Origin of the sequence: Microbulbifer donghaiensis (assembly GCF_900129095.1) — a bacterium.
GTDB lineage: Bacteria > Pseudomonadota > Gammaproteobacteria > Pseudomonadales > Cellvibrionaceae > Microbulbifer > Microbulbifer donghaiensis.
This window is the reverse complement of record NZ_FQVA01000001.1, coordinates 1,192,081-1,210,093: the sequence shown is the minus strand read 5'-3', so window position 1 is coordinate 1,210,093 and position 18,013 is coordinate 1,192,081. Positions and strand designations below refer to the sequence as shown.

22 protein-coding genes are annotated in these 18,013 nt (G+C 58.1%); 11 read left to right on the top strand and 11 right to left on the bottom strand.

What is annotated here, in order from left to right; genetic code table 11:
• Window positions 1-763 precede the first annotated feature (763 nt).
• A complete protein-coding gene (locus BUC36_RS05105; RefSeq protein WP_073272345.1) occupies window positions 764-1,228 on the top strand; it encodes a pilin in 465 nt (154 codons plus the stop codon).
• Window positions 1,229-1,554: 326 nt separating this feature from the next.
• Window positions 1,555-3,063, top strand: coding sequence for an MBL fold metallo-hydrolase RNA specificity domain-containing protein (locus BUC36_RS05100; RefSeq protein ID WP_234994889.1), 1,509 nt, complete (start codon window positions 1,555-1,557; stop codon window positions 3,061-3,063).
• A gap of 151 nt (window positions 3,064-3,214) precedes the next feature.
• Here the strand turns inward: BUC36_RS05100 and BUC36_RS18725 are convergent, their stop codons facing one another.
• Together BUC36_RS18725 and BUC36_RS05090 are read right to left on the bottom strand one after the other, a co-directional pair.
• Window positions 3,215-3,613, bottom strand: coding sequence for a hypothetical protein (locus BUC36_RS18725; RefSeq protein WP_143186885.1), 399 nt, complete (start codon window positions 3,611-3,613; stop codon window positions 3,215-3,217).
• 133 nt (window positions 3,614-3,746) lie between these two features.
• A complete protein-coding gene (locus BUC36_RS05090; RefSeq protein ID WP_073272341.1) occupies window positions 3,747-4,076 on the bottom strand; it encodes a helix-turn-helix domain-containing protein in 330 nt (109 codons plus the stop codon).
• Between the two features lie 280 nt (window positions 4,077-4,356).
• Between BUC36_RS05090 and BUC36_RS19025 the strand changes: the two genes are divergently transcribed.
• Window positions 4,357-4,503: an MBL fold metallo-hydrolase RNA specificity domain-containing protein gene (locus BUC36_RS19025; protein WP_200797187.1), complete on the top strand. Its 147-nt coding sequence runs from the start codon at window positions 4,357-4,359 to the stop codon at window positions 4,501-4,503.
• Window positions 4,504-4,622: 119 nt separating this feature from the next.
• Here the strand turns inward: BUC36_RS19025 and hepT are convergent, their stop codons facing one another.
• On the bottom strand, window positions 4,623-5,039 hold the full coding sequence (gene hepT / locus BUC36_RS05080; protein ID WP_073272338.1) for a type VII toxin-antitoxin system HepT family RNase toxin: 417 nt from the start codon (window positions 5,037-5,039) through the stop codon (window positions 4,623-4,625).
• The gene (gene mntA, locus BUC36_RS05075; RefSeq protein WP_073272336.1) at window positions 5,036-5,455 is read right to left on the bottom strand and encodes a type VII toxin-antitoxin system MntA family adenylyltransferase antitoxin; all 420 of its coding nucleotides are present in this window, start codon (window positions 5,453-5,455) and stop codon (window positions 5,036-5,038) included. Before mntA ends, hepT begins: the two co-directional genes overlap by 4 nt.
• Window positions 5,456-5,812: 357 nt before the next feature.
• Here mntA and BUC36_RS05070 point away from each other — a divergent pair, with 357 nt between their 5' ends.
• Together BUC36_RS05070 and BUC36_RS05065 are read left to right on the top strand one after the other, a co-directional pair.
• The gene (locus BUC36_RS05070) at window positions 5,813-6,022 is read left to right on the top strand and encodes an AbrB/MazE/SpoVT family DNA-binding domain-containing protein (RefSeq protein ID WP_073272334.1); all 210 of its coding nucleotides are present in this window, start codon (window positions 5,813-5,815) and stop codon (window positions 6,020-6,022) included.
• Window positions 6,022-6,402, top strand: a complete 381-nt coding sequence (locus BUC36_RS05065; protein ID WP_073272332.1) for a type II toxin-antitoxin system VapC family toxin — start codon at window positions 6,022-6,024, stop codon at window positions 6,400-6,402. The genes BUC36_RS05070 and BUC36_RS05065 overlap by 1 nt, the downstream gene beginning before the upstream one ends.
• A 50-nt stretch (window positions 6,403-6,452) precedes the next feature.
• Here BUC36_RS05065 and BUC36_RS05060 read toward each other — a convergent pair whose 3' ends face one another.
• From BUC36_RS05060 to imuA, 6 genes are all read right to left on the bottom strand, one after another.
• The gene (locus tag BUC36_RS05060; RefSeq protein WP_073272330.1) at window positions 6,453-9,614 is read right to left on the bottom strand and encodes an error-prone DNA polymerase; all 3,162 of its coding nucleotides are present in this window, start codon (window positions 9,612-9,614) and stop codon (window positions 6,453-6,455) included.
• 337 nt (window positions 9,615-9,951) lie between these two features.
• Window positions 9,952-10,260, bottom strand: coding sequence for a helix-turn-helix domain-containing protein (locus BUC36_RS05055; RefSeq protein WP_073272328.1), 309 nt, complete (start codon window positions 10,258-10,260; stop codon window positions 9,952-9,954).
• A gap of 32 nt (window positions 10,261-10,292) precedes the next feature.
• On the bottom strand, window positions 10,293-10,583 hold the full coding sequence (locus BUC36_RS05050) for a type II toxin-antitoxin system RelE/ParE family toxin (RefSeq protein ID WP_073272325.1): 291 nt from the start codon (window positions 10,581-10,583) through the stop codon (window positions 10,293-10,295).
• Window positions 10,568-10,831: a CopG family ribbon-helix-helix protein gene (locus BUC36_RS05045; protein ID WP_073272323.1), complete on the bottom strand. Its 264-nt coding sequence runs from the start codon at window positions 10,829-10,831 to the stop codon at window positions 10,568-10,570. The genes BUC36_RS05050 and BUC36_RS05045 overlap by 16 nt, the downstream gene beginning before the upstream one ends.
• Before the next feature lie 107 nt (window positions 10,832-10,938).
• Window positions 10,939-12,450: a Y-family DNA polymerase gene (locus tag BUC36_RS05040; protein ID WP_073272321.1), complete on the bottom strand. Its 1,512-nt coding sequence runs from the start codon at window positions 12,448-12,450 to the stop codon at window positions 10,939-10,941.
• 160 nt (window positions 12,451-12,610) lie between these two features.
• Window positions 12,611-13,318 carry a translesion DNA synthesis-associated protein ImuA gene (imuA, locus tag BUC36_RS05035; RefSeq protein ID WP_073272319.1) on the bottom strand — a complete coding sequence of 236 codons (708 nt, stop codon included), beginning with the start codon at window positions 13,316-13,318 and terminating at the stop codon, window positions 12,611-12,613.
• Window positions 13,319-13,542: 224 nt separating this feature from the next.
• Between imuA and dcd the strand changes: the two genes are divergently transcribed.
• Genes dcd through BUC36_RS05020 form a run of 3 tightly spaced genes read left to right on the top strand, consistent with a single transcriptional unit; the run spans window position 13,543 to window position 15,568 of the window.
• The gene (gene dcd / locus BUC36_RS05030) at window positions 13,543-14,112 is read left to right on the top strand and encodes a dCTP deaminase (RefSeq protein ID WP_073272317.1); all 570 of its coding nucleotides are present in this window, start codon (window positions 13,543-13,545) and stop codon (window positions 14,110-14,112) included.
• A gap of 44 nt (window positions 14,113-14,156) precedes the next feature.
• Window positions 14,157-15,365, top strand: a complete 1,209-nt coding sequence (locus tag BUC36_RS05025; RefSeq protein ID WP_073272314.1) for a BaiN/RdsA family NAD(P)/FAD-dependent oxidoreductase — start codon at window positions 14,157-14,159, stop codon at window positions 15,363-15,365.
• 17 nt (window positions 15,366-15,382) lie between these two features.
• On the top strand, window positions 15,383-15,568 hold the full coding sequence (locus BUC36_RS05020; RefSeq protein ID WP_073272312.1) for a hypothetical protein: 186 nt from the start codon (window positions 15,383-15,385) through the stop codon (window positions 15,566-15,568).
• Between the two features lie 65 nt (window positions 15,569-15,633).
• Here the strand turns inward: BUC36_RS05020 and BUC36_RS05015 are convergent, their stop codons facing one another.
• Complete coding sequence (locus BUC36_RS05015; protein WP_073272310.1) at window positions 15,634-15,894, bottom strand: glycine zipper domain-containing protein; 261 nt, start codon at window positions 15,892-15,894, stop codon at window positions 15,634-15,636.
• A gap of 213 nt (window positions 15,895-16,107) precedes the next feature.
• On the opposite strand from BUC36_RS05015, the gene BUC36_RS05010 reads away from it, so the two are divergent.
• From BUC36_RS05010 to BUC36_RS04995, 3 genes are all read left to right on the top strand, one after another.
• A complete protein-coding gene (locus tag BUC36_RS05010) occupies window positions 16,108-16,323 on the top strand; it encodes a DUF3820 family protein (RefSeq protein ID WP_073272308.1) in 216 nt (71 codons plus the stop codon).
• Window positions 16,324-16,325: 2 nt separating this feature from the next.
• On the top strand, window positions 16,326-16,961 hold the full coding sequence (locus BUC36_RS05005; protein WP_200797185.1) for a TetR/AcrR family transcriptional regulator: 636 nt from the start codon (window positions 16,326-16,328) through the stop codon (window positions 16,959-16,961).
• A 218-nt stretch (window positions 16,962-17,179) separates the two neighbouring features.
• Window positions 17,180-18,007 (top strand): alpha/beta fold hydrolase, encoded by an 828-nt coding sequence (locus tag BUC36_RS04995; RefSeq protein WP_073272301.1) that lies wholly within the window; start codon window positions 17,180-17,182, stop codon window positions 18,005-18,007.
• Window positions 18,008-18,013: the final 6 nt, after the last annotated feature.

Below are 18,013 nucleotides of genomic sequence, written 5' to 3'. Positions count from 1 at the left end.
GTACTCATGAGACCCTGGCTGCCTTCAGAGTCCCGCCTCACGTATTAAACTGCGGACTTTAAAGCGCCCAATGACGATCTCTTGGTCGTAGAGTATTCCTAAAATTGCCTGGCTGCCTGCAGCGCTACGGCTGTATTTGAATATCTCGTTGACCCTGACGCGGGGCTGATGCCGGGGCGCATCAAGACGGACCTTCGTTCTCCTGTACTCTTAATAGTATGACGAAGGCAGTTCACGCGCCTTCACATGCCATTTCCAAGCCCTGCTGCTCACTTAATTGGTCTACCAGTGCGTACGATTCATCTCGTCGGGCATTAAGAGGGCAGAAGCTTTCTTAGTGCTCTTTCTTCCGTTCCGAGCGAATAAAAAATAATCAACCAATACGGACATTACTAAGTCGAGATTGGATTGAAGATTGGGGGCAGGTCACACGGGGGGCTGTCAGATGAAAATTCTTACTGTACATTTTTTCGTCACGGCTGATTCTCTATTGTGCGCTATATATTCAATTTTCAAAGGTAACTTTTTTTTCATTTAATCCTGCTTTTTCGATTGCAGTTATTGAATTCTACGCCATAAATAAAGAGGCTCTCCTGTTTTTTTGTTGGCGCAAATAGGTACGCGAACTCTTTCTTAGACTCCAAATGTTTCAAGCCTGAACTAAACTGCCTGTGATTTATTCGAGTCTCGATATTGTGGACTTGGCGAGATGAGGTGTACTTATGGATTTTGGGATTTTTAGGATCAAAGGACTGAGCTTTCGATGAAAGTCAATCAAGGATTTACGCTAATTGAATTGATGATTGTAGTCTCAATCATCGGTATATTGGCAGCGGTAGCGATACCCGCCTACCAGAACTACTCTAACCGGGCGAAGATGTCAGAGGTTGTTTTGGCTGCCAGTAGTTGCCGGGATACGATTACCGAGGCGGTGCAGTCCCCGGTTGGATCAAGCCTTCCGTCCGATAACAACTGGGGATGTGAATCATCGGCCGAAACGACAAAATACGTTGCAAGAATCGAAACTACCGGTACGGGAAAAGTCTTGATGACTGTGCAGAATATTCCAGGAGTCTCGGGTAAGTTATCCATGGTTCCGTTAAAATCCGATGGCACGGCATTTAGCGCATCTGATGTGGGCGTGCCAATTTATAGCTGGCGCTGTGGCCTTCAGAGTGATGGTACGACCATAGATCGTAATTACTTGCCGAGCTCCTGTCGCGGTTAGTAATTTTCAGTGAAAACTTGGCACCGCCTGAATTTTCTGCCATGCCAGGCACCGGATAAATGGGGCGCGGATAGATGGGGTTGGACTCGATTGATTTGGGCGCAGACCCGATTGATTCACCTCTCTGTTTAAGTTAGTTTTTGTCTCTTCTATTAATGTCAGGGAAGGGATTTCCATGGCACGCCTGCGCTGTATCGTAATCCCCCGCCAACCACGACACGTTAATCGACGCGGCAACAATCGCCGGGAAATTTTCTGTGCTGAAGACGACTGCCGGCACTATCTGAAAAAGCCTGAAGCGGTGGCTGTAACCAGCGGGGTCAGTCGTGTTTGATTTCCCGGCCGAGGGCACCGCGCGGCCAGGCCTGTCAGCATCACACGGCATCAAACCCGGCCATATAGCCCATCACGGCGCGGTCAATGGCGTCACCGGCTCCTGCCACCAGTTATTTGTGGATGCACACAACTCCATACTGATCGACTGCGGCCTCTTCCAGGGGGCGGAAACCTCTCCCGGTGGCAGCCGTCACAACAGCCTGGCGATCGAGTTCGACATCAGCACGGTGAAGGCGCTGGTGGCCACTCACGTGCACATAGACCACGTGGGCCGTATTCCCTACCTGATCGCCGCCGGCTTTCGCGGCCCCATCTACTGTTCCGAGCCCTCCGCCGAACTGCTGCCGCTGGTATTGGAGGATGCGCTGAAAATCGGTATCAGCCGAGACGAGGCTCTGATCGGGAAATTCATCCGCTACATCAAGAAGCAGCTGCGGCCGCTGCCCTACAACCGCTGGCAACCGGTCGTCGCGGAAAAGGGCGGCACCCTGGGCATCCGCCTGCAGCGCGCCGGCCATATTCTCGGCTCGGCCTACGTGGAGTGCGAACTGAAGTACCACGGCAGCCCGGATGCCGCGCGGCGCAGTCCGGGAAGCCAATCCGGCAGAAGCTACAAACGCCGCATTATCTTCTCCGGAGACATGGGCGCCCGCCACACGCCACTGCTCTACGCCCCCAAGGCCCCCTGGGGCTGCGATGAGCTGGTGATAGAAAGCACCTACGGCGACCGCCTGCACCAGAACCGCAAACAGCGTGTACAGATTCTGCAGAACACCATAGAGTGCGCCCTGAAAGATGGCGGCAGCGTGCTGATCCCGGCCTTCAGCATCGGTCGCACCCAGGAACTGCTGTACGAACTGGAGGGCATCATCCACCGGCAGGCCGGGGGCAGGCGGCGGGACAACCCCTGGCGCGATCTGCCGGTCATCGTGGACTCGCCCCTGGCGAGCCGCTTCACAAAAGTCTACCGCCGCCTGCAGCCCTACTGGGACGCAGAGGCCCGGCGCCTGCTAAGCCGCGGCCGCCACCCGCTCAGCTTCGAGCAGCTGATCACCGTGGACGAGCACGAGGCGCACCGGAAACTGGTGGCCGAACTCGCCAACAGCAAGCGCCCGGCCATCGTCATCGCCGCCAGCGGTATGTGCAGCGGCGGCAGGATCGTGAACTACCTGAAGGCCATGCTGGAGGACGAGCGCCACAACATCCTGTTCGTGGGCTATCAGGCCAGGGGCACGCCGGGGCGGGATATACAGACCTATGGCCCGCAAAAAGGCTATGTGGATATCGAGGGCGAGCGTTACCGCATTGGGGCCGGGGTGGCGTCCATCAGCGGCTATTCGGCCCATGCGGATCAGGAAGATTTGCTCGGCTTTATCCGCAAAATGAAAAAACGCCCGCAATGCATACGGGTGGTACACGGTGATGCGCAGGCCAAGCAGGTCCTGAGGCAGCGGATAGAGCAGGAGGGACTGGCGGCAGAGGTAGTGGTGCCGGATTGATCACTCACTGAACTTTCAGCCCGCATTGTGCGGCGCTGGACCAATGAATACCCTGTCTGATCTGTCTTGAGCTGATGTGTGTTTTCGTGGGGCGGTCGCTGCCAGTTTGCGATAACAGTGACTGGGGGTTGCCCAGGGGGGGGCCATTACTTCACTTTTCCAGTTGCGTGGCAAATTCTGCGTAGAGTTCGGGAAACCCTTCAGAAATCAACCAGCGTTTTATTTCGCCCATTTTTACCGGTTGCCGCCGAGCGACCAAAACTGCCTGGGCTAATCCCTGGGCATCCTTCCAGTGGCAATAGTGGCTGAGTCTGTCTTTTACGCAGTCAGTGGGGCTCAGTAGACGTAAAACGCCTTTCGGAGTTTTCACTGACGACGTTTGCTCCAGACTGACGGATTCATCTCCTATAGCAAGTGGGGCGCTTGGAAATTCCACTGCATATGCGCATCCCTCTGACTCGAAATACCTGCGACCGGGTTTTGGCGCGATGAAACCGATCCTTGCCAAAGCCCGCTTTATATTGGTTGCGCTGGCATAGCTGACATCCACGAAATCCAGATCGTGGGAGACGTATTCTTCTACCGAGTATATGGATACGCACGAACCTCCAGTGAGCACCCCTTGGATTCCAATTCCTGACAGATCATGGCTGCCAATTCCACGCGGGGAAGTTCGGAAAGGTTCACAGAACTTTTCCTGTTCGGCGTGGGCGCCGGCGATTCATTAGCAATTGTTCTTTTACTGGGCCTGGCAAGCGCATCAGAGCTGCGCGGAGCAGGGCTCTGGTCTCGTTTAGAAACGGGAACCGTGGGTTGAAGCGGAATACCCGGGTTCGTCCAACTTGGTGGCTGACCAACAGTCCTCCAGCCTCCATGCGGTAGAGATGCTTCTGCACGACGTTCAGGCTGATGCCATAGGTCTCGCTGATTTCGCGTGCATACCCGGACTCCCTGGCCTCAATAAAGAGCAATGTTCGCTCAGCTCCCTCGGAGCCCAATAGTGCTTCAAGCATATGACCTCCAATGGTGGTTATATGACCTCAATTGTAGGTCGACAAGAAGCTGTGGTCAAAGCCCACATCAATGGGGTCAGACTCGATTGACTCAAGCCGCAAACAGCGCGTGCAGATTCTGCAAGACACCGTAGGGCGCGCCCTGGAAAGATGGCGGCAGCGTGCTGATTCCGGCCTTCAGCATCGGCCGCATCCAGGAACTGCTTTACGAACTGGGAGGCATCATCCACCGGCAGGCCAAGGGCACGCCGGACAGACCTATCGCCCGAACGAAGGCTATGTGGATATCGAGGGCGAGCGATATCGCATTGGGGCCGGGGTGGCGTCCATCAGCGGCTATTCGGCCCATGCGGATCAGGAAGATCTGCTCGGCTTCATCCGCAAAATGAAAAAACGCCCCCCAATGCATACGGGTGGTACACGGTGATGCGCAGGCCAAGCAGATCCTGAGGCAGCGGATATCGAATGAGAAGCTGGCGGAAGAGGTAGTGGTGCCGGCTTGAATCAATGAATCAATGGGTTGCGATCGAGTCTGACCCCGTTGGTCTATTGACCTGAATGTAGGAGTTTGCAGTAGTGTTCTACAAACTTGCCCAGTTTGACGTATTGCCTGTTGCGGATGACCTGCTCAATCAGCGTCCAGTCCAGGTTCAGGTAGTCGTGCACTATGGCATTGCGCATACCGATGGCGCCGCGGATCTCGTCCTTGGTGACTCCGGGGCAGGGGGATTGTTCAAGCAGTTGCGTTGCGCTACTGGCAGCATCGCTGCGTTCTGGCAATCCCAGCTTTCTGTTGGCATGTTTAGATGCGCCGATAACCGCTTCTGCCAATATTTGCAGGCTGCGTTCGGCGGCGCTGCGTTCGAGTAGCCCGAGTTCGCTTGTTGCTCTGATTTGGTCGAGCAATTGTTGGTGGACGGACACTTGCTCGGTAAGCGCGGTGCAATAGGCTGTGTAATTCACGCGCCGCTTTCCTTGTGCAGTTGCTGTTGATGCCAGAGATGATCGGCCCAGAGTCCGTGAATGCGGTTGATTTCCCGGCAGTAACGCAGCTCGTCCCGGACCAGTAGCGGGGTGCCATCGTCGAGAATGCCGATGGCCAAGGTGATGGGCACCAGGTTGATATCCACCACTTGTACCGCGTGCTCAAGCTCGGCACTCAGGTCCATGCTGAGCAGCTCGGGGGCTAGGCGCCGCTCGGCGTAGGGCCGATCGAAATTGTTCAGGGCTATGGCTATGTCGTAGTCGCTGCCCGGGCGGTGGTCTCCCCTGGCTCTTGAACCGTAAAGCCATGCGGCGGCTATTTTTTCCTGTTCTTCCAGCCGCTCTACGATCCGATCGAGTTTAGGGTCTCGATTGCGGCTTTCGCTACTGGGCATGATTCCGGCTCCTGGGGCGCACTTGGGGTAAGTATATGGCGCTAAAGGGGGTTATTGCGAGTGGGCTGTCGGGTGACAGGCTTATCAGTGAAAACTTCTCCCAAATGGCACTAAGATAAGCTGGTTCTCCTTGTAGGATGGGCAAAGGAGCGCAGCGACGTGCCCATCTTCCACGGCCTTGATGGGCACGCTTCGCTTTGCCCATCCTACGAAAATTGTCGCGCCGACTCTTAACTTAGTGCCATTCGAGTCTGACCCCATTGGTCCTTGATCGCATTGGTCCCCGTCTAACTGCTTGCCCGGAGGTTAACCCGGCACTATTCTTACCAAATTGATAACGATGTGAGGTTGGTAAGAATGGCTGTCGCTACGCTTTCAAGCAAGTTTCAGCTCGGGATCCCGAAGTCTGTGCGCGAGGAACTCGGATTGAAGGCCGGTCAGAAGTTCACGGTTATTGCCAAGGGCTCTGTGATTGAGTTGGTGCCGGTACGGTCGATGGATGATATGCGCGGCCTGCTGCGTGGCGCTTCGACAGTTGAGGTGCGCGATCGTCGGGATCGGTTCTGATGGTTGTCGTGGATACCTGCGGTTGGATCGAATGGTTAATTGACGGCGCGCTGGCGGAGAATTTCAAGCCGTGGCTTGCCGATACCGAACAGCTGTTGGTGCCCACTTCCATTCAGTTCGAGCTTTACAAATGGGTTAAGCGAGAGCGCGGGGAGGTGGCGGCGTTGGAAACCGTGGCCTGGACAGAGCAGGGCAAGGTGATTGCGCTGGACAGCAATATTGCCCTGCTGGCAGCAGACCTTGCTCTTCATTACCGCCTGTCTTTTGCTGATGCGATTATTTACGCGTCTGCACGCCAACATGGTGCTGAGTTGATTACGGCAGATGATCACTTCGAGGGCTTGGACTGTGTTACTTTTTTTCGATACACGGGAAAATAGTAACCGCTAAATCCGGGTAATTACCCGCTTTCCGAGACGGCCCTCTTTCTTCAGTGGAAGCTCCTGACGGCTTGGATTTCTTGCCATGCCAGGCAGCGGATTTTCTGCCCCACCAGGTGAATAACTGAATAATCCTGCTTTTCCTGGTCTGCATTGAGTTGCACCGTCCCAGCGATTTCCAGCACATTCCCCCGCTTTATTTCCGTTCGGTAGCGCTGTTGCACCTGCTCCCACAGCACCACATTGACCACGCCGGTTTCGTCTTCCACTGTCAGGAACATTACGCCGGCGGCGCTTCCCGGTCTCTGCCGGCAGGTGACCAGGCCTATAACGGTTGCCTGTTGGCCGTTGCGGTAGCGGGTTAGATCCTGGGCTCTGGTGTGCTTGCGGAAGCGGTCGCGGCGGCGCAGCAGGGCTATGGGGTGTTCGCGCAGGGTCAGGCCTGTGCTGGTGTAGTCGCTGAAAGTGTTGTCCTCTACGGAATTGCTCGGGCTGTGTTCGCTAATAGCGTTTACTTCCATTTCTCCGTTCAGTGACAGCCAGGTATCCAGGTAGCGGTTTTCACTCAGGCTTTTGAAGGCGTTGGCGCTGGCGAGGGCGGCGGCCTGTTCCTTCGGGAGTTGGGTTAATTCGCGGAACTGGGTTGGGGACGTGAAGTTATGCTGCTCTCTCACGGCAACGATGGTGGTTGCGGATTCTTCATTCAGTTCTTTGACCAGGCACATGCCGAGTCTGAGGGCTTGGATTATGTGGTGCTCCTGCACCACACCCTTCGCGTCATTCGCATTGCGAATGATCACTTCGGCGTCCATGCCTTCGTGGTCCGGCTTGCGCCGGAATGACGGCGGAGGGGGGAGTTCCAGTCGGTGTTCCCAGTGGCTGTAGAGGACATCGATGGGGAGAACCTTCACATTCTTTCGCTGGGCGTCGTAGACCAGCTGCGCGGGCGCATAGAATCCCATCGGCTGGCTGTTGAGCAAGCCGCAGTAAAAGGCCGCTGGATGATGGTGCTTGATCCAGGCGGAGAAGTAGGCCAGCAGGGCGAAGCTGGCGGAATGAGATTCGGGGAAGCCGTAGGAGCCGAAGCCTTTCATCTGGTTGAACAGCTGTTCGGCGAAGTCGGCCCGGTAGCCGTTGGCGAGCATGCCGTGGATCAGTTTGTCCCTGAATTTATTGAGATTGCCATTCTTGCCCCAGCTGGCCATGGCGCGGCGCAGTTCGTCGGCTTCGCCGCCGCTGAAGCCGGCGGCGACCATCGATAGCTGGATCACCTGTTCCTGGAAGATCGGCACGCCGAGGGTGCGCGCCAGTACCGGGCGCAGGTTTTCGTGGGGATAGGTTACCGGTTCCAGTTTCTGCTTGCGCTTCAGGTAGGGGTGCACCATGCCGCCCTGGATCGGGCCGGGGCGCACTATGGCGATTTCGATGGTGAGTTCGTAGAAGCTGCGCGGCTGCAGCCGGGGCAGCATGCTCATCTGCGCGCGGGATTCGATCTGGAAGACGCCGACGGTATCGGCGCGACACATCATTTCGTAGACGGCCGGGTCTTCCGGCGGAATATCCTGCAGGCGCAGCCTGGGGCCGTAGAGGGCGATATAGCTCAGGGATTTGCGCAGGGCGGTGAGCATACCGAGCGCGAGGATATCCACCTTCATCAGCCGCAGGTCTTCGATATCTTCCTTGTCCCACTGCACGATGGTGCGGTCCTCCATGGCGGCGTTTTCGATCGGCACCAGTTTGTGCAGCGGCTGTTCGGTGATGACGAAACCACCCACGTGCTGGGACAGGTGGCGGGGGAAGCCGTAGATCTGCTCCAGCAATAGCGGCAGGGCCCTGCCGGCAGAGCTGGCTGGATCTATGCCGACTTTTTCCATCTGCTGCGGGAAGTCCTCCAGCTTGTCCCACCAGGCGCGTTCGGCCACCAGCTGCTCGATGGTGGCGGCGCTGATACCCAGGGCCTTGCCGATATCGCGCAGGGCGCTCTTGAAGCGGTAGGTGATTTTGGTGGCGGCGAGGCCGGCGCGTTCGCGGCCGTACTTGCCGTAGATGTACTGGATGATCTCCTCGCGCCTTTCGTGCTCGAAATCCACGTCGATATCCGGTGGCTCGTTGCGCTCGCGGGAGATAAAGCGCTCGAACAGCAGGCCGATCTTGTGCGGGTCTATCTCGGTGATAAACAGGCAGTAGCAGACCACCGAGTTGGCGGCGGAGCCGCGCCCCTGGTAGAGGATATGCTGGCTGCGGGCGTACTGCACGATGTCGTAGATGGTCAGGAAGTAGTGCTCGTACTCCAGCTCGGCAATCAGTGCGAGCTCCTTTTCGATCTGCGCGTCGATGCGCGGCTCGGGGCCCTGGGGCCAGCGCACCTTCCGGCCAATTGCCACCAGCTCGCGCAGGTACTCACTGCGCTCTTTTCCCGCGGGGATTACTTCTGACGGGTACTGGTAGCGCAGTTCGCTGAGGCTGAAATGGCAGCGCTCGGCAATGGTGATGGTGTTCTCTATCGCTTCGCGGGGATACAGGTCTTGGATATCCGCCAGTGTGCGCAGATAGCGCTCGGCATTTTGCTCGATGCGATAGCCCAGCTGATCCAGAGTGCAGTTGTGGTAGTTGGCGTTGAGTACATCCTGTAGGGGTTTGCGGCTGCGGCAGTGCATCAATACGGCATTGGTGGCGACCAGCGGCAGCTGCTCCTGTTGGGCGAACTTGATCAGCGTATGATTTTGGAGATTTTGCTGCGGCAACAGCTGGTTACTGAACGCGATATACAGGCGTTGGCTGAAATGTTGTTTCAGTTCTGCGGGAATATGCAGTGGTGTTCTGTGTGGTAGCCACAGGGCAATCGCCTCATGGCAAAGTTGCAGCAAGTCTTGCAGGTAAGTCTGGTATTGGCCTTTTTCCGCGCGCAGGCGGGAGGTGGAGATCAGCTGGCAGAGTTCGCTGTAGGCGGATTTGTTGGGTGCCAGCAGCACCAATTGTTCGCCTTCCTGCAGGCGAAAGAAACTGCCGCAGATCAGTTTGAGATCACCGCCGGTCGACTTCAGGTTTTGCAATTCCTTGTAGGCGCGCACGACGCCCGACAGGGAGCATTCGTCGGTAATGGCCAGGGCTTTGTAACCCAGCTGGTGCGCGGTTTGGATCAGTTCCTGCGGGTGCGAGGCGCCCTGCAGGAAAGAAAAATTGCTTTGGCTGAAGAGTTCGGCGTACTGCATGTTCGGGCCGGTGGTGGACGCGGGGTTTTGTTTGGTGCGGCATGGCGCACCTTGCGCTTGCTGCTGAATGGCGCTGACTTAGATGTCGCTCCCTCTGTAGGATGGGTAAAGGAACCTAGTGACGTGCCCATCTTCCATGGTCCTGATGGGCACGCTTCGCTTTGCCCATCCTACAATGCTATTCCGTAGTGAGATTCTTCTGTAGGAGCTTGCTTGCAAGCGAATGGCTACGGAGCGTTTATCGGTTCGCCTGCAAGCAGGCTCCTACAACAATCATTAGCAATCATTGAGTGCAAGCTCGAAACGGTGCTAAACACAATTCCTGTGGCACGATGGGCTAAATTGCCTGTTGCTCTACTGTGATTCCTAGTGCAGCAGATACCCGTTGCAAGGTGGGTTTTCGCGGTCGCTGGCTGGCCTCCAGCTGAGCGTAAGCTACCTGGGTAATGTTCAGGCGCTTGGCGACTTCGGCTTGGGTCAGTTTCAGGTACTCCCGCCAGGCGCGCATGGGTGTCATGTTCTGCTCAATCACCATGCCAACTACTTCGTTTGGTATCAGCTCGTATTCTTCTGCAAGAACGTCGTACTCGCACTGCACTTCAGGGTTCTGAAGTGCTCGCTCTTTCAGTTTTTGCAGCTTGCTCATTCTGGCTAGCCTCTTTGATTGAGGTTGAATCCCTAGAAGCTCTGTTCCCGACTATGTCCGATTCGTACAATAATCAGTCGGTGGCCATCCTCCCGATATCGGAGAACATAATTTCCATTACCGAAGGGAATAATCAGGTCCCGGAACGGCATGGCCTCTTCTACAGGCCTCCCTGCTTCAGGATTTAGCTTCAAAATTTGCATTGCCTCTTTAATTCGGTTTGCCGCTCGTTGTGCTGCCTGGGGGTTTTCTTGCCGTATGAATTCTTTCAGTCGATGTAGATCGGTCACGGCGTCGGGAAGCCACGCTATTTCTCTGGGCATGGCTTCTCCTGCTCAGTTCCCCAGGTATCCAGCAACTCCATCACGGCATCGTTGCTGATGGCTTCACCGCTTCGTTGGTAACTCTCCCAGCGTGCCAGGGCTATTTGCTTCTCACGCTCCTTGGTTTCCTCCCGCTCTATGTAGAGCTTGAGGGCTTCTTTGGCGATATAGCTTTTGGATCGTTGCATTCTCTTGGCCAGTGCGGTTAAGCGTTGCTCGAGTTGTTCATCCAGTCGTACACCCAGCATGACAATTACCTGCGTTTAACACTGTTTATCAAAGTACAACAATGTTAGACGTGCATCGATCAACCGACAACTGATCTGTGTGTACATTTTGACCAGCGGGTCTCATTTCAGGCGTAGACCCCGTGCAGATACCAATCTTCCGAAGTCAGATCCTGAAACACCCAATAGAGCCCGCCTTCCTCTCCCCGCGCTATGTAGTAATCCCGCCCGTGGCGGCCGTGTTGCCACCAGTAGCCGTCGATGCGTTCGGGCCCCTGCAGGAGTTTGATCTCGCCGCGGTAAAACAGTTTGTGTTCGCGGCTGTGCAGTTTGTCGGGCCGGGACAGCAGCCAGGTGGGGCGGGGGGCGTTGATGGGCTGTAGCTGGTGGCCCTTTTTGCGGCGGTTGCTCTGCAGTACCAGGGTGTCGGCGCTCTGCCAGGCCTGTTCCGGCAGGTAGCTCTCTTTCAGGGTGACGCCGGACAGGGCCTCGTGGCCGAGGCGGGCCTTGAGTTTGTCCAGCAGCTGGTGGCTGCGCTGTACCTGGGTGTCTTTGCCGAACAGGTCGTCGTCGAGTTTGTCCTGTTCCATCGGTAGCAACTGATCGCAGGTCAGGCTGAGGGCCTGTATCGGCTGTTCGAGCTTGATTCTTTCCAGCTGTAACTTGGTCAGCGCGATCAGTCGCTGCGCATCCAGCAATGGGCGCGAGACCTCGACGCTGAACACCTTGCAGCCCTGCTGGCCGAAATCCAGTTTCCAGCGCAGCTGGTGGCTGTACAGCTGGCGGCGCTGCAGCTGCTGGCAGAGCTCGCGCACCAGGCGCCCGGCCGGAAACAGCAGCTGTTCGCTGTTGTCCAGCGGGCTCGGGAAAAAGAGTTCGCTGTGGAATTCCGGCGGTGGCTGGTAGCTGGGGACTGGGTCGTGGCGGGTGCCGTTGAGGCGCGCCAGATAGTCGACGAAATTGCGGCCGAAGCGGCTGCCCACTTCCGACAGCGGGATCGCCAGCAACTGGCTGACTCGTTTGATGCCGCAGGCGTAGAGCTTGGCAATGGTCTTGTTGTCGCAGTCGAGCAGTTTGCTCGGGGAGAAACTGATCCACTGGCGCCACTGCTGCGGGCTGGGGGGAGCCTGGGTTTCCCGCAGCCACTGGCGGTGTTCCGGCAGCTGGCTGAGCATACGCGCGGCGCTGGGGCTGTGGCCGAGGCCCATAAAACAGCTGATGCGCATCTGGCGCAGTTCGCGCTTAAGTTGTTGCAATAGCGGTTGCAGTCCGCCGCTGGCCTTGAGGCAGCCGCTCAGTTCCAGGTACAGGCAGGCGAAGTGATCGTCGCCGGCATCCACCGAACCGGCGGCCTGGGGGGAGACTACCGGGGTGAAGCTGTAGCCCCACTGGGCCAGTTGCTGCAGTTGCTGATCCTCCCGCTGGCTGTCCCGCTGCAGCAGTTGCAGGTTCGCACAGAGGGCGCAGGCGGTGGCGATAGTGAGACCGGTCTCCACGCCGCGCTCGGCGGCGGTTTGGTTGGCGTCCACGATCAGCTGCTGTTCCACCACGGCCTGGGCATGGGATTCTGCGCCGCCGCGCTGGGCGCGGGTCAGCACTTCCAGGGGGAGTTTGGGGAACTGAATACAGAGCCAGAGCATTTTGGGTTTCCGTTTTTGCCTACTGCAGGTCGCTTATTCGGATAGATCGATCGCGGCCAACGGCCGCTCCTACATCGCTCGTAGGAGCTTGCTTGCAAGCGAATCGCTATCTGTTCGCCTGCAAGCAGGCTCCTACGGACGGGCCTGGGGCCCGCGTTTGTCAGTGCAGCGGCTGGTCGCGGCGGACCAGGTCTGCACTGCGGGCCAGGTGCAGTCGCTGGCCGGACTGGCCGCCGAGCTGCTTCAGTAGCTGTACCGCCAGCTGATCGCCGTCACTGCCCAGCTGCAGGCGCAGGCTGGCCGGCGATGGGCTGGCGGCGCAGGATTGGGGGCGGAAGTGGAAGTGCAGGCAGTCGCCCTCGCGGGCGGCCAGCTGCAGGCGGCGCAGGTCCTTGTCCACCGGCGCCTGGCGGCCCTGCCAGCTGAGCAGGGCACCGCAGCAGCCGGACTGCAGTGCCTGTTCGGTGGCCCAGAGTTCGTCCTTCTGGCCGCGAGGGTGGATGATCAGCAGCTTCTCCAGCTGCACGCCGGCGCTGGCAAGTGCCGGGGCGTAGGGAATGAAGGGCGGGTTCACCAGTACCACCATCTGCTCGCGCTGGGTCAGTTCCGCCAGAGCAGGCAGTAACAGGGAGATCTCGCCGATACCGGACTGGTTGACCAGCAGTTCGGTGGTGGCGCCGCGGGGCCAGCCGCGACCGGTGAGCAGGGCATCCAGGCTGCTGAAGCCGCTGGCGATGCCGCCGCGCTGGCGCTTGTGTTCGTTGGCGGCCTGCCAGATATCCGGCCGGGCGAGCAGCTGACTCAGGCGCTGCTGTTTTGACGGATCGGCTAACTGATTGTTTTGTAATAGGTTTTCGGCGTTGCTCACGATTTCGGCCCTCGTTGTCCGCCCTGTCGAGGCGATAACTGTATATGCGTACAGCAGTTACTGGCAATTTATACAGTAGTTGATTGGGGGCAACAAGGGGGTAGTGATGTGATTGGCACTTTTTTGCACAGCGTAAAACGGCTATGATTCGGCCTCGTTGTCGGTCCAGACAACAAACCAAAGACAAAGAATCGACCAGTCACAAATGTACCTAGGGGGGCGGTGTGAGTATCAAGTCCGACAAGTGGATTCGCCGTATGGCCGAGCAACACGGCATGATCGAGCCGTTTGAGCCGGGCCAGGTGCGCCAGAACGGCAATGGTGAGCGGTTGATCTCCTACGGCACCTCCAGCTACGGCTACGACGTGCGCTGCGCCAGTGAATTCAAGATCTTTACCAATGTGCATTCCGCCACCGTGGATCCGAAGACTTTCGACGAGAACAGCTTTGTCGATGTGGAAGGCGATTCGTGCATCATCCCGCCGAACTCCTTCGCGCTGGCACGCACCGTCGAGTACTTCCGCATCCCGCGCTCGGTGCTGACCATCTGCCTGGGCAAGTCCACCTATGCGCGCTGCGGCATCATCGTGAACGTGACGCCGCTGGAGCCGGAGTGGGAAGGGCATGTGACCCTGGAATTCTCCAACACCACCAACCTGCCGGCGAAGATCTACGCCCACGAAGGTGTGGCGCAGATGCTGTTCTTCGAATCCGATGAAGTCTGCGACGTGTCCTACGCGGATCGCGGCGGCAAGTACCAGGGCCAGCGCGGCGTCACCCTGCCGCGGGCCTGATTCCCGGGCTGCCCGCGCTCCTGCGGGCGGCCGATCTTCCCTCCATGAATGAAACCTCTCCCAGCCAATTGCCCGAAAGTGTCGATGTACTGATTATCGGTGCCGGTGCGGCGGGGCTGATGTGCGCGGCTACTGCCGGGCAGCGCGGGCGCAGCGTGCTGGTGCTCGACCACGCGAATAAGGTCGGCAAGAAAATCCTGATGTCCGGCGGCGGCCGCTGCAATTTCACCAACCTGTATACCGCGCCGGAGAACTTCTACAGCGAAAATCCGCACTTCTGCAAATCGGCGCTGGCCCGCTACACCCAATGGGACTTTATCGCGCTGGTCGAGAAGCATGGTATTCCGTATCACGAGAAGACTCTCGGCCAGCTGTTTTGCGACAACAAATCCAAGGATGTTGTCGACCTGCTGCTGGCGGAGTGCCGCGCGGCGAAGGCGCAGGTCCGCACCCGCTGCAGTATCCAGTCGATAGAGCCGCTGCAACAAGGCTATCTGGTCGATACTTCCCTCGGGCGGGTGGCCTGTGAATCCCTGGTAATCGCCACCGGCGGCCTGTCGATTCCGACCATGGGCGCTACTGGCTTCGGCTACGAGGTCGCGCGCCAGTTCGGCCTGAGCATTATCCCAACCCGCGCCGCCCTGGTGCCCTTTACCCAGCACAGGCGCCAGCTCGAGCGGCAGCAGGATCTGCCCGGCAGTGCGCTGGCGGTGACCGCCAGCTGCGGCGAGGGCAGTTTCAATGAGCAGATGCTGTTTACCCACCGCGGCCTCAGCGGCCCGGCGGTGTTGCAGATTTCCAGCCACTGGCGCGAAGGGCAGGCGGTTGAATTCGACCTGGCGCCCGGGCGCGATCTGGGCGATTGGCTGCTGCAGCGACGCGCGGAGAATCCGGACAGCCACCTGCACAGTGTGCTGGCGGAAATCTGGAGCAAGAAGCTGGTGCAGTATTTTCTGCAGCGGCAGGGAATCGACAGCCGGGCACTGAAGCAGTACGGTGAAAGCGAACTGGCCACAATCGGCACCAAGCTGCAAACCTGGCAGCTGGTGCCCGCCGGCACCGAGGGTTATCGCACCGCTGAGGTGACCCTGGGCGGTGTGGATACCGATGCTATCTCTTCGCGCACCATGGAGTGCAAGACGCAGCCGGGGCTCTATTTTGTCGGCGAAGTGCTGGATGTGACCGGCTGGCTGGGCGGGTACAATTTTCAGTGGGCCTGGGCTTCGGGTCACGCGGCTGGTGAAGTCGCATAAGCGGAGTGGATGAAACAATGGGCGATGTGATTCCGTTCAAGAAAAAAACTGCCTGGCAGAAACACAAGGGCAGCAGCCTGTGCCGCGACGGTTTTCACAAGTGGCAGGTGGTTACCGAGCGCAAGTTCGACGTAAAGCAGGGCAAGCTGGTGACCGAGTACCGATGCCAGCGCTGCGGCAAAACCAAGACCGAGCTGCTGTAGCCGACCTGGTAAAAAGTTAACCCGGCAAATTCGATTGCCGGGTTAACTTCAAGTGGCTGGGCTGATTAATAGCGGTAGTAACGGCCGCGGTAGTATCTCTTCTTCTTCTCCCGGTCGTAGACATAGCCGGCACCGGCACCGATAACGGCACCCGCTGCCGTGGCTCCCGGGCGGCCGCCGCTGATCAGGGCACCGGTTACCGCACCGATACCGGCCCCGGTACCGATACGACGGTCTTTGTCGCTCATATTGGCGCAGCCCTGGAATAGAAGACCGACAACCAGGAAGGCAGCCAGGCCCAGAGATTTAAAGACTTTGATACGCATAGACACCTCTCTCACAACTCGGTTGAGGCTGAGTGAGCCGGGCTAAGAATTTCGCCGGCCTATGTCGAAGCCAGTGTAGGGTGGCGAGTTTGGTGCAACAAATGGCGACGCAGGGTGGCTGTAAAATTGACCTTATCGCCGCAGGGTGCAATCGGGTAAGCTGGATCACTGCAACCAGCCCCGCGCCCGGGCGCTGCGACAAGAAGATTGGCAATGTTTGAACAACAAGACCTGCTGGATATAGCGCGCACCCCTATGCCGTTTGGTAAATACGCCGGACGTGTGCTGATCGACCTGCCGGAAGAATACCTGCTGTGGTTTGCCAAGAAAGAGTTTCCTGCGGGCAGGCTGGGACGATTGATGGCGCTGACGCTTGAAATCAAAATTGAAGGTCTGCAGGGCCTGATTCAACCGCTGAAAGAAGGATAGTGATGACCCACCCAGACCTCACGCTGGTTCAGGTCCCTGAGCCCAGCCAGATTCGCAGCCGTCAGGCTCTGGAGCGCTTACTGGCTGTCGGCGAGGAGTTGTTGGCCAACAACCGGTTTGAAGAGGCCAGCGTGGCGGAAATTGCGAGCCTGGCGGATTCCTCCGTGGGTACCTTCTATCGCTTGCTTGGGGACAAGGACACCCTTTCGCTACTGTTGCTGCAGCGTTTCATGCAAAAACTCGCGGATACCACTGCGTCCCTGCGCGATGCCGGTGCCGGGTGCCGGGATTTGGCCGAGGGAGTGCGCCTGCTGACCGATACCTATATCGATATTTATACCGGTCGGCGGGGCGTGCTGCGCGCGGTGATTCTGCGTGCGTCGCGCAGCGCGGCCTTCCGCGATCGGGTCCATCAGCTCAATACCCATATTTCCTCTACCGCCTGTGACTGCCTGGAGCCTTTCATGGAGCAGGTATTGCACAGCAACCCCCAGCAGGCAGTGGCTTCCGGGGTGCACATGGTACTGGGTGCCCTCAACCAGCACACGGTCACCGGCACCCTCGGTGGTCTTCCCGCAGGCGAGCTACGGGATGAGATAGCCCGCTTGCTGCTGGGATACCTGCGCGGCCCTCAATAGATCCCGCCCACACACTGGCACCTGTTTACACCCCCGATGCATTAAGCCCCTTGCCATAGTCATCGTCGAAGAGTAGTCTTTCGGTATCGGAATTCATATTCCGATTCCATTTTGGCCTTGCGGCCTCTTCGGTTGCAGTAAAGCCCGAGAGAGCCCGAGCTGGAAGCCGGGCCCGGAATCCGAGCAGAAAAATAACAAAAGCGATATGAGAAAAAACCATGCCGTACTTTTCCCGCGATGGTCGCAACCTGTTCTTTACCGACAGCGCCGGTCAGGGCGCGCCGCTGTTGCTGCTGCACGGTCTCGGCTCCCAGGGCACTGACTGGCAGCCGCAGTTCGACAAGCTGCAAGGCGAGTTTCGCGTGCTGACCCTGGATTTTCCCGGTCATGGCAACAGCGATATCTGTGCCGGACCTGTCTCCATGAAGACCCTGGCCGAAGATGCCCTGGCGCTGCTCGATCATCTCGGCATCGCCCGCGCCCATGTGGCCGGCCTTTCCCTCGGGGGCATGGTGGCCTTCCAGCTGCTGGCCAGCAGTGCCGAAAGGCTGCACTCGCTGACAGTGATCAATTCCGGCCCGGGTATGGCTTCCGGGCGCTGGCGCCTGCAGCTGGTGGTTGCACTGCGCACACTGCTGATTCGCGGCTTTGGCCTGAAGACACTGGCAAAGCGCATTGCGCCGAAACTCTTTCCCCGCGCCGATCAACAGCCGCTGCGGGAAAAATTCCTGCAGAGCATCGCTGCAGCCGATGAACAAACCTATCTGAAAATCCTGCGCGCTATCGGCAACTTCAATGTGTGGCGCGAGGTCGCCGGCAGTCCTGTCGCTGTGCTGATACTGACCGCGGACCGGGATTACACACCGGTTTCCTACAAGGCCGCGTACGCGGCAACGCTGGGCAATGCGCGATTATCGGTGATCGAAAACTCCGGCCATGCTTCGCCGATGGACCGGCCGGAGCAGTGCAATGCACAAATTCGTGCATTCCTGCGCGAACACGCAAAAAGGACAGAAAAACCGTTGGAGTCAGCCAACTACATCTGAGTTTAC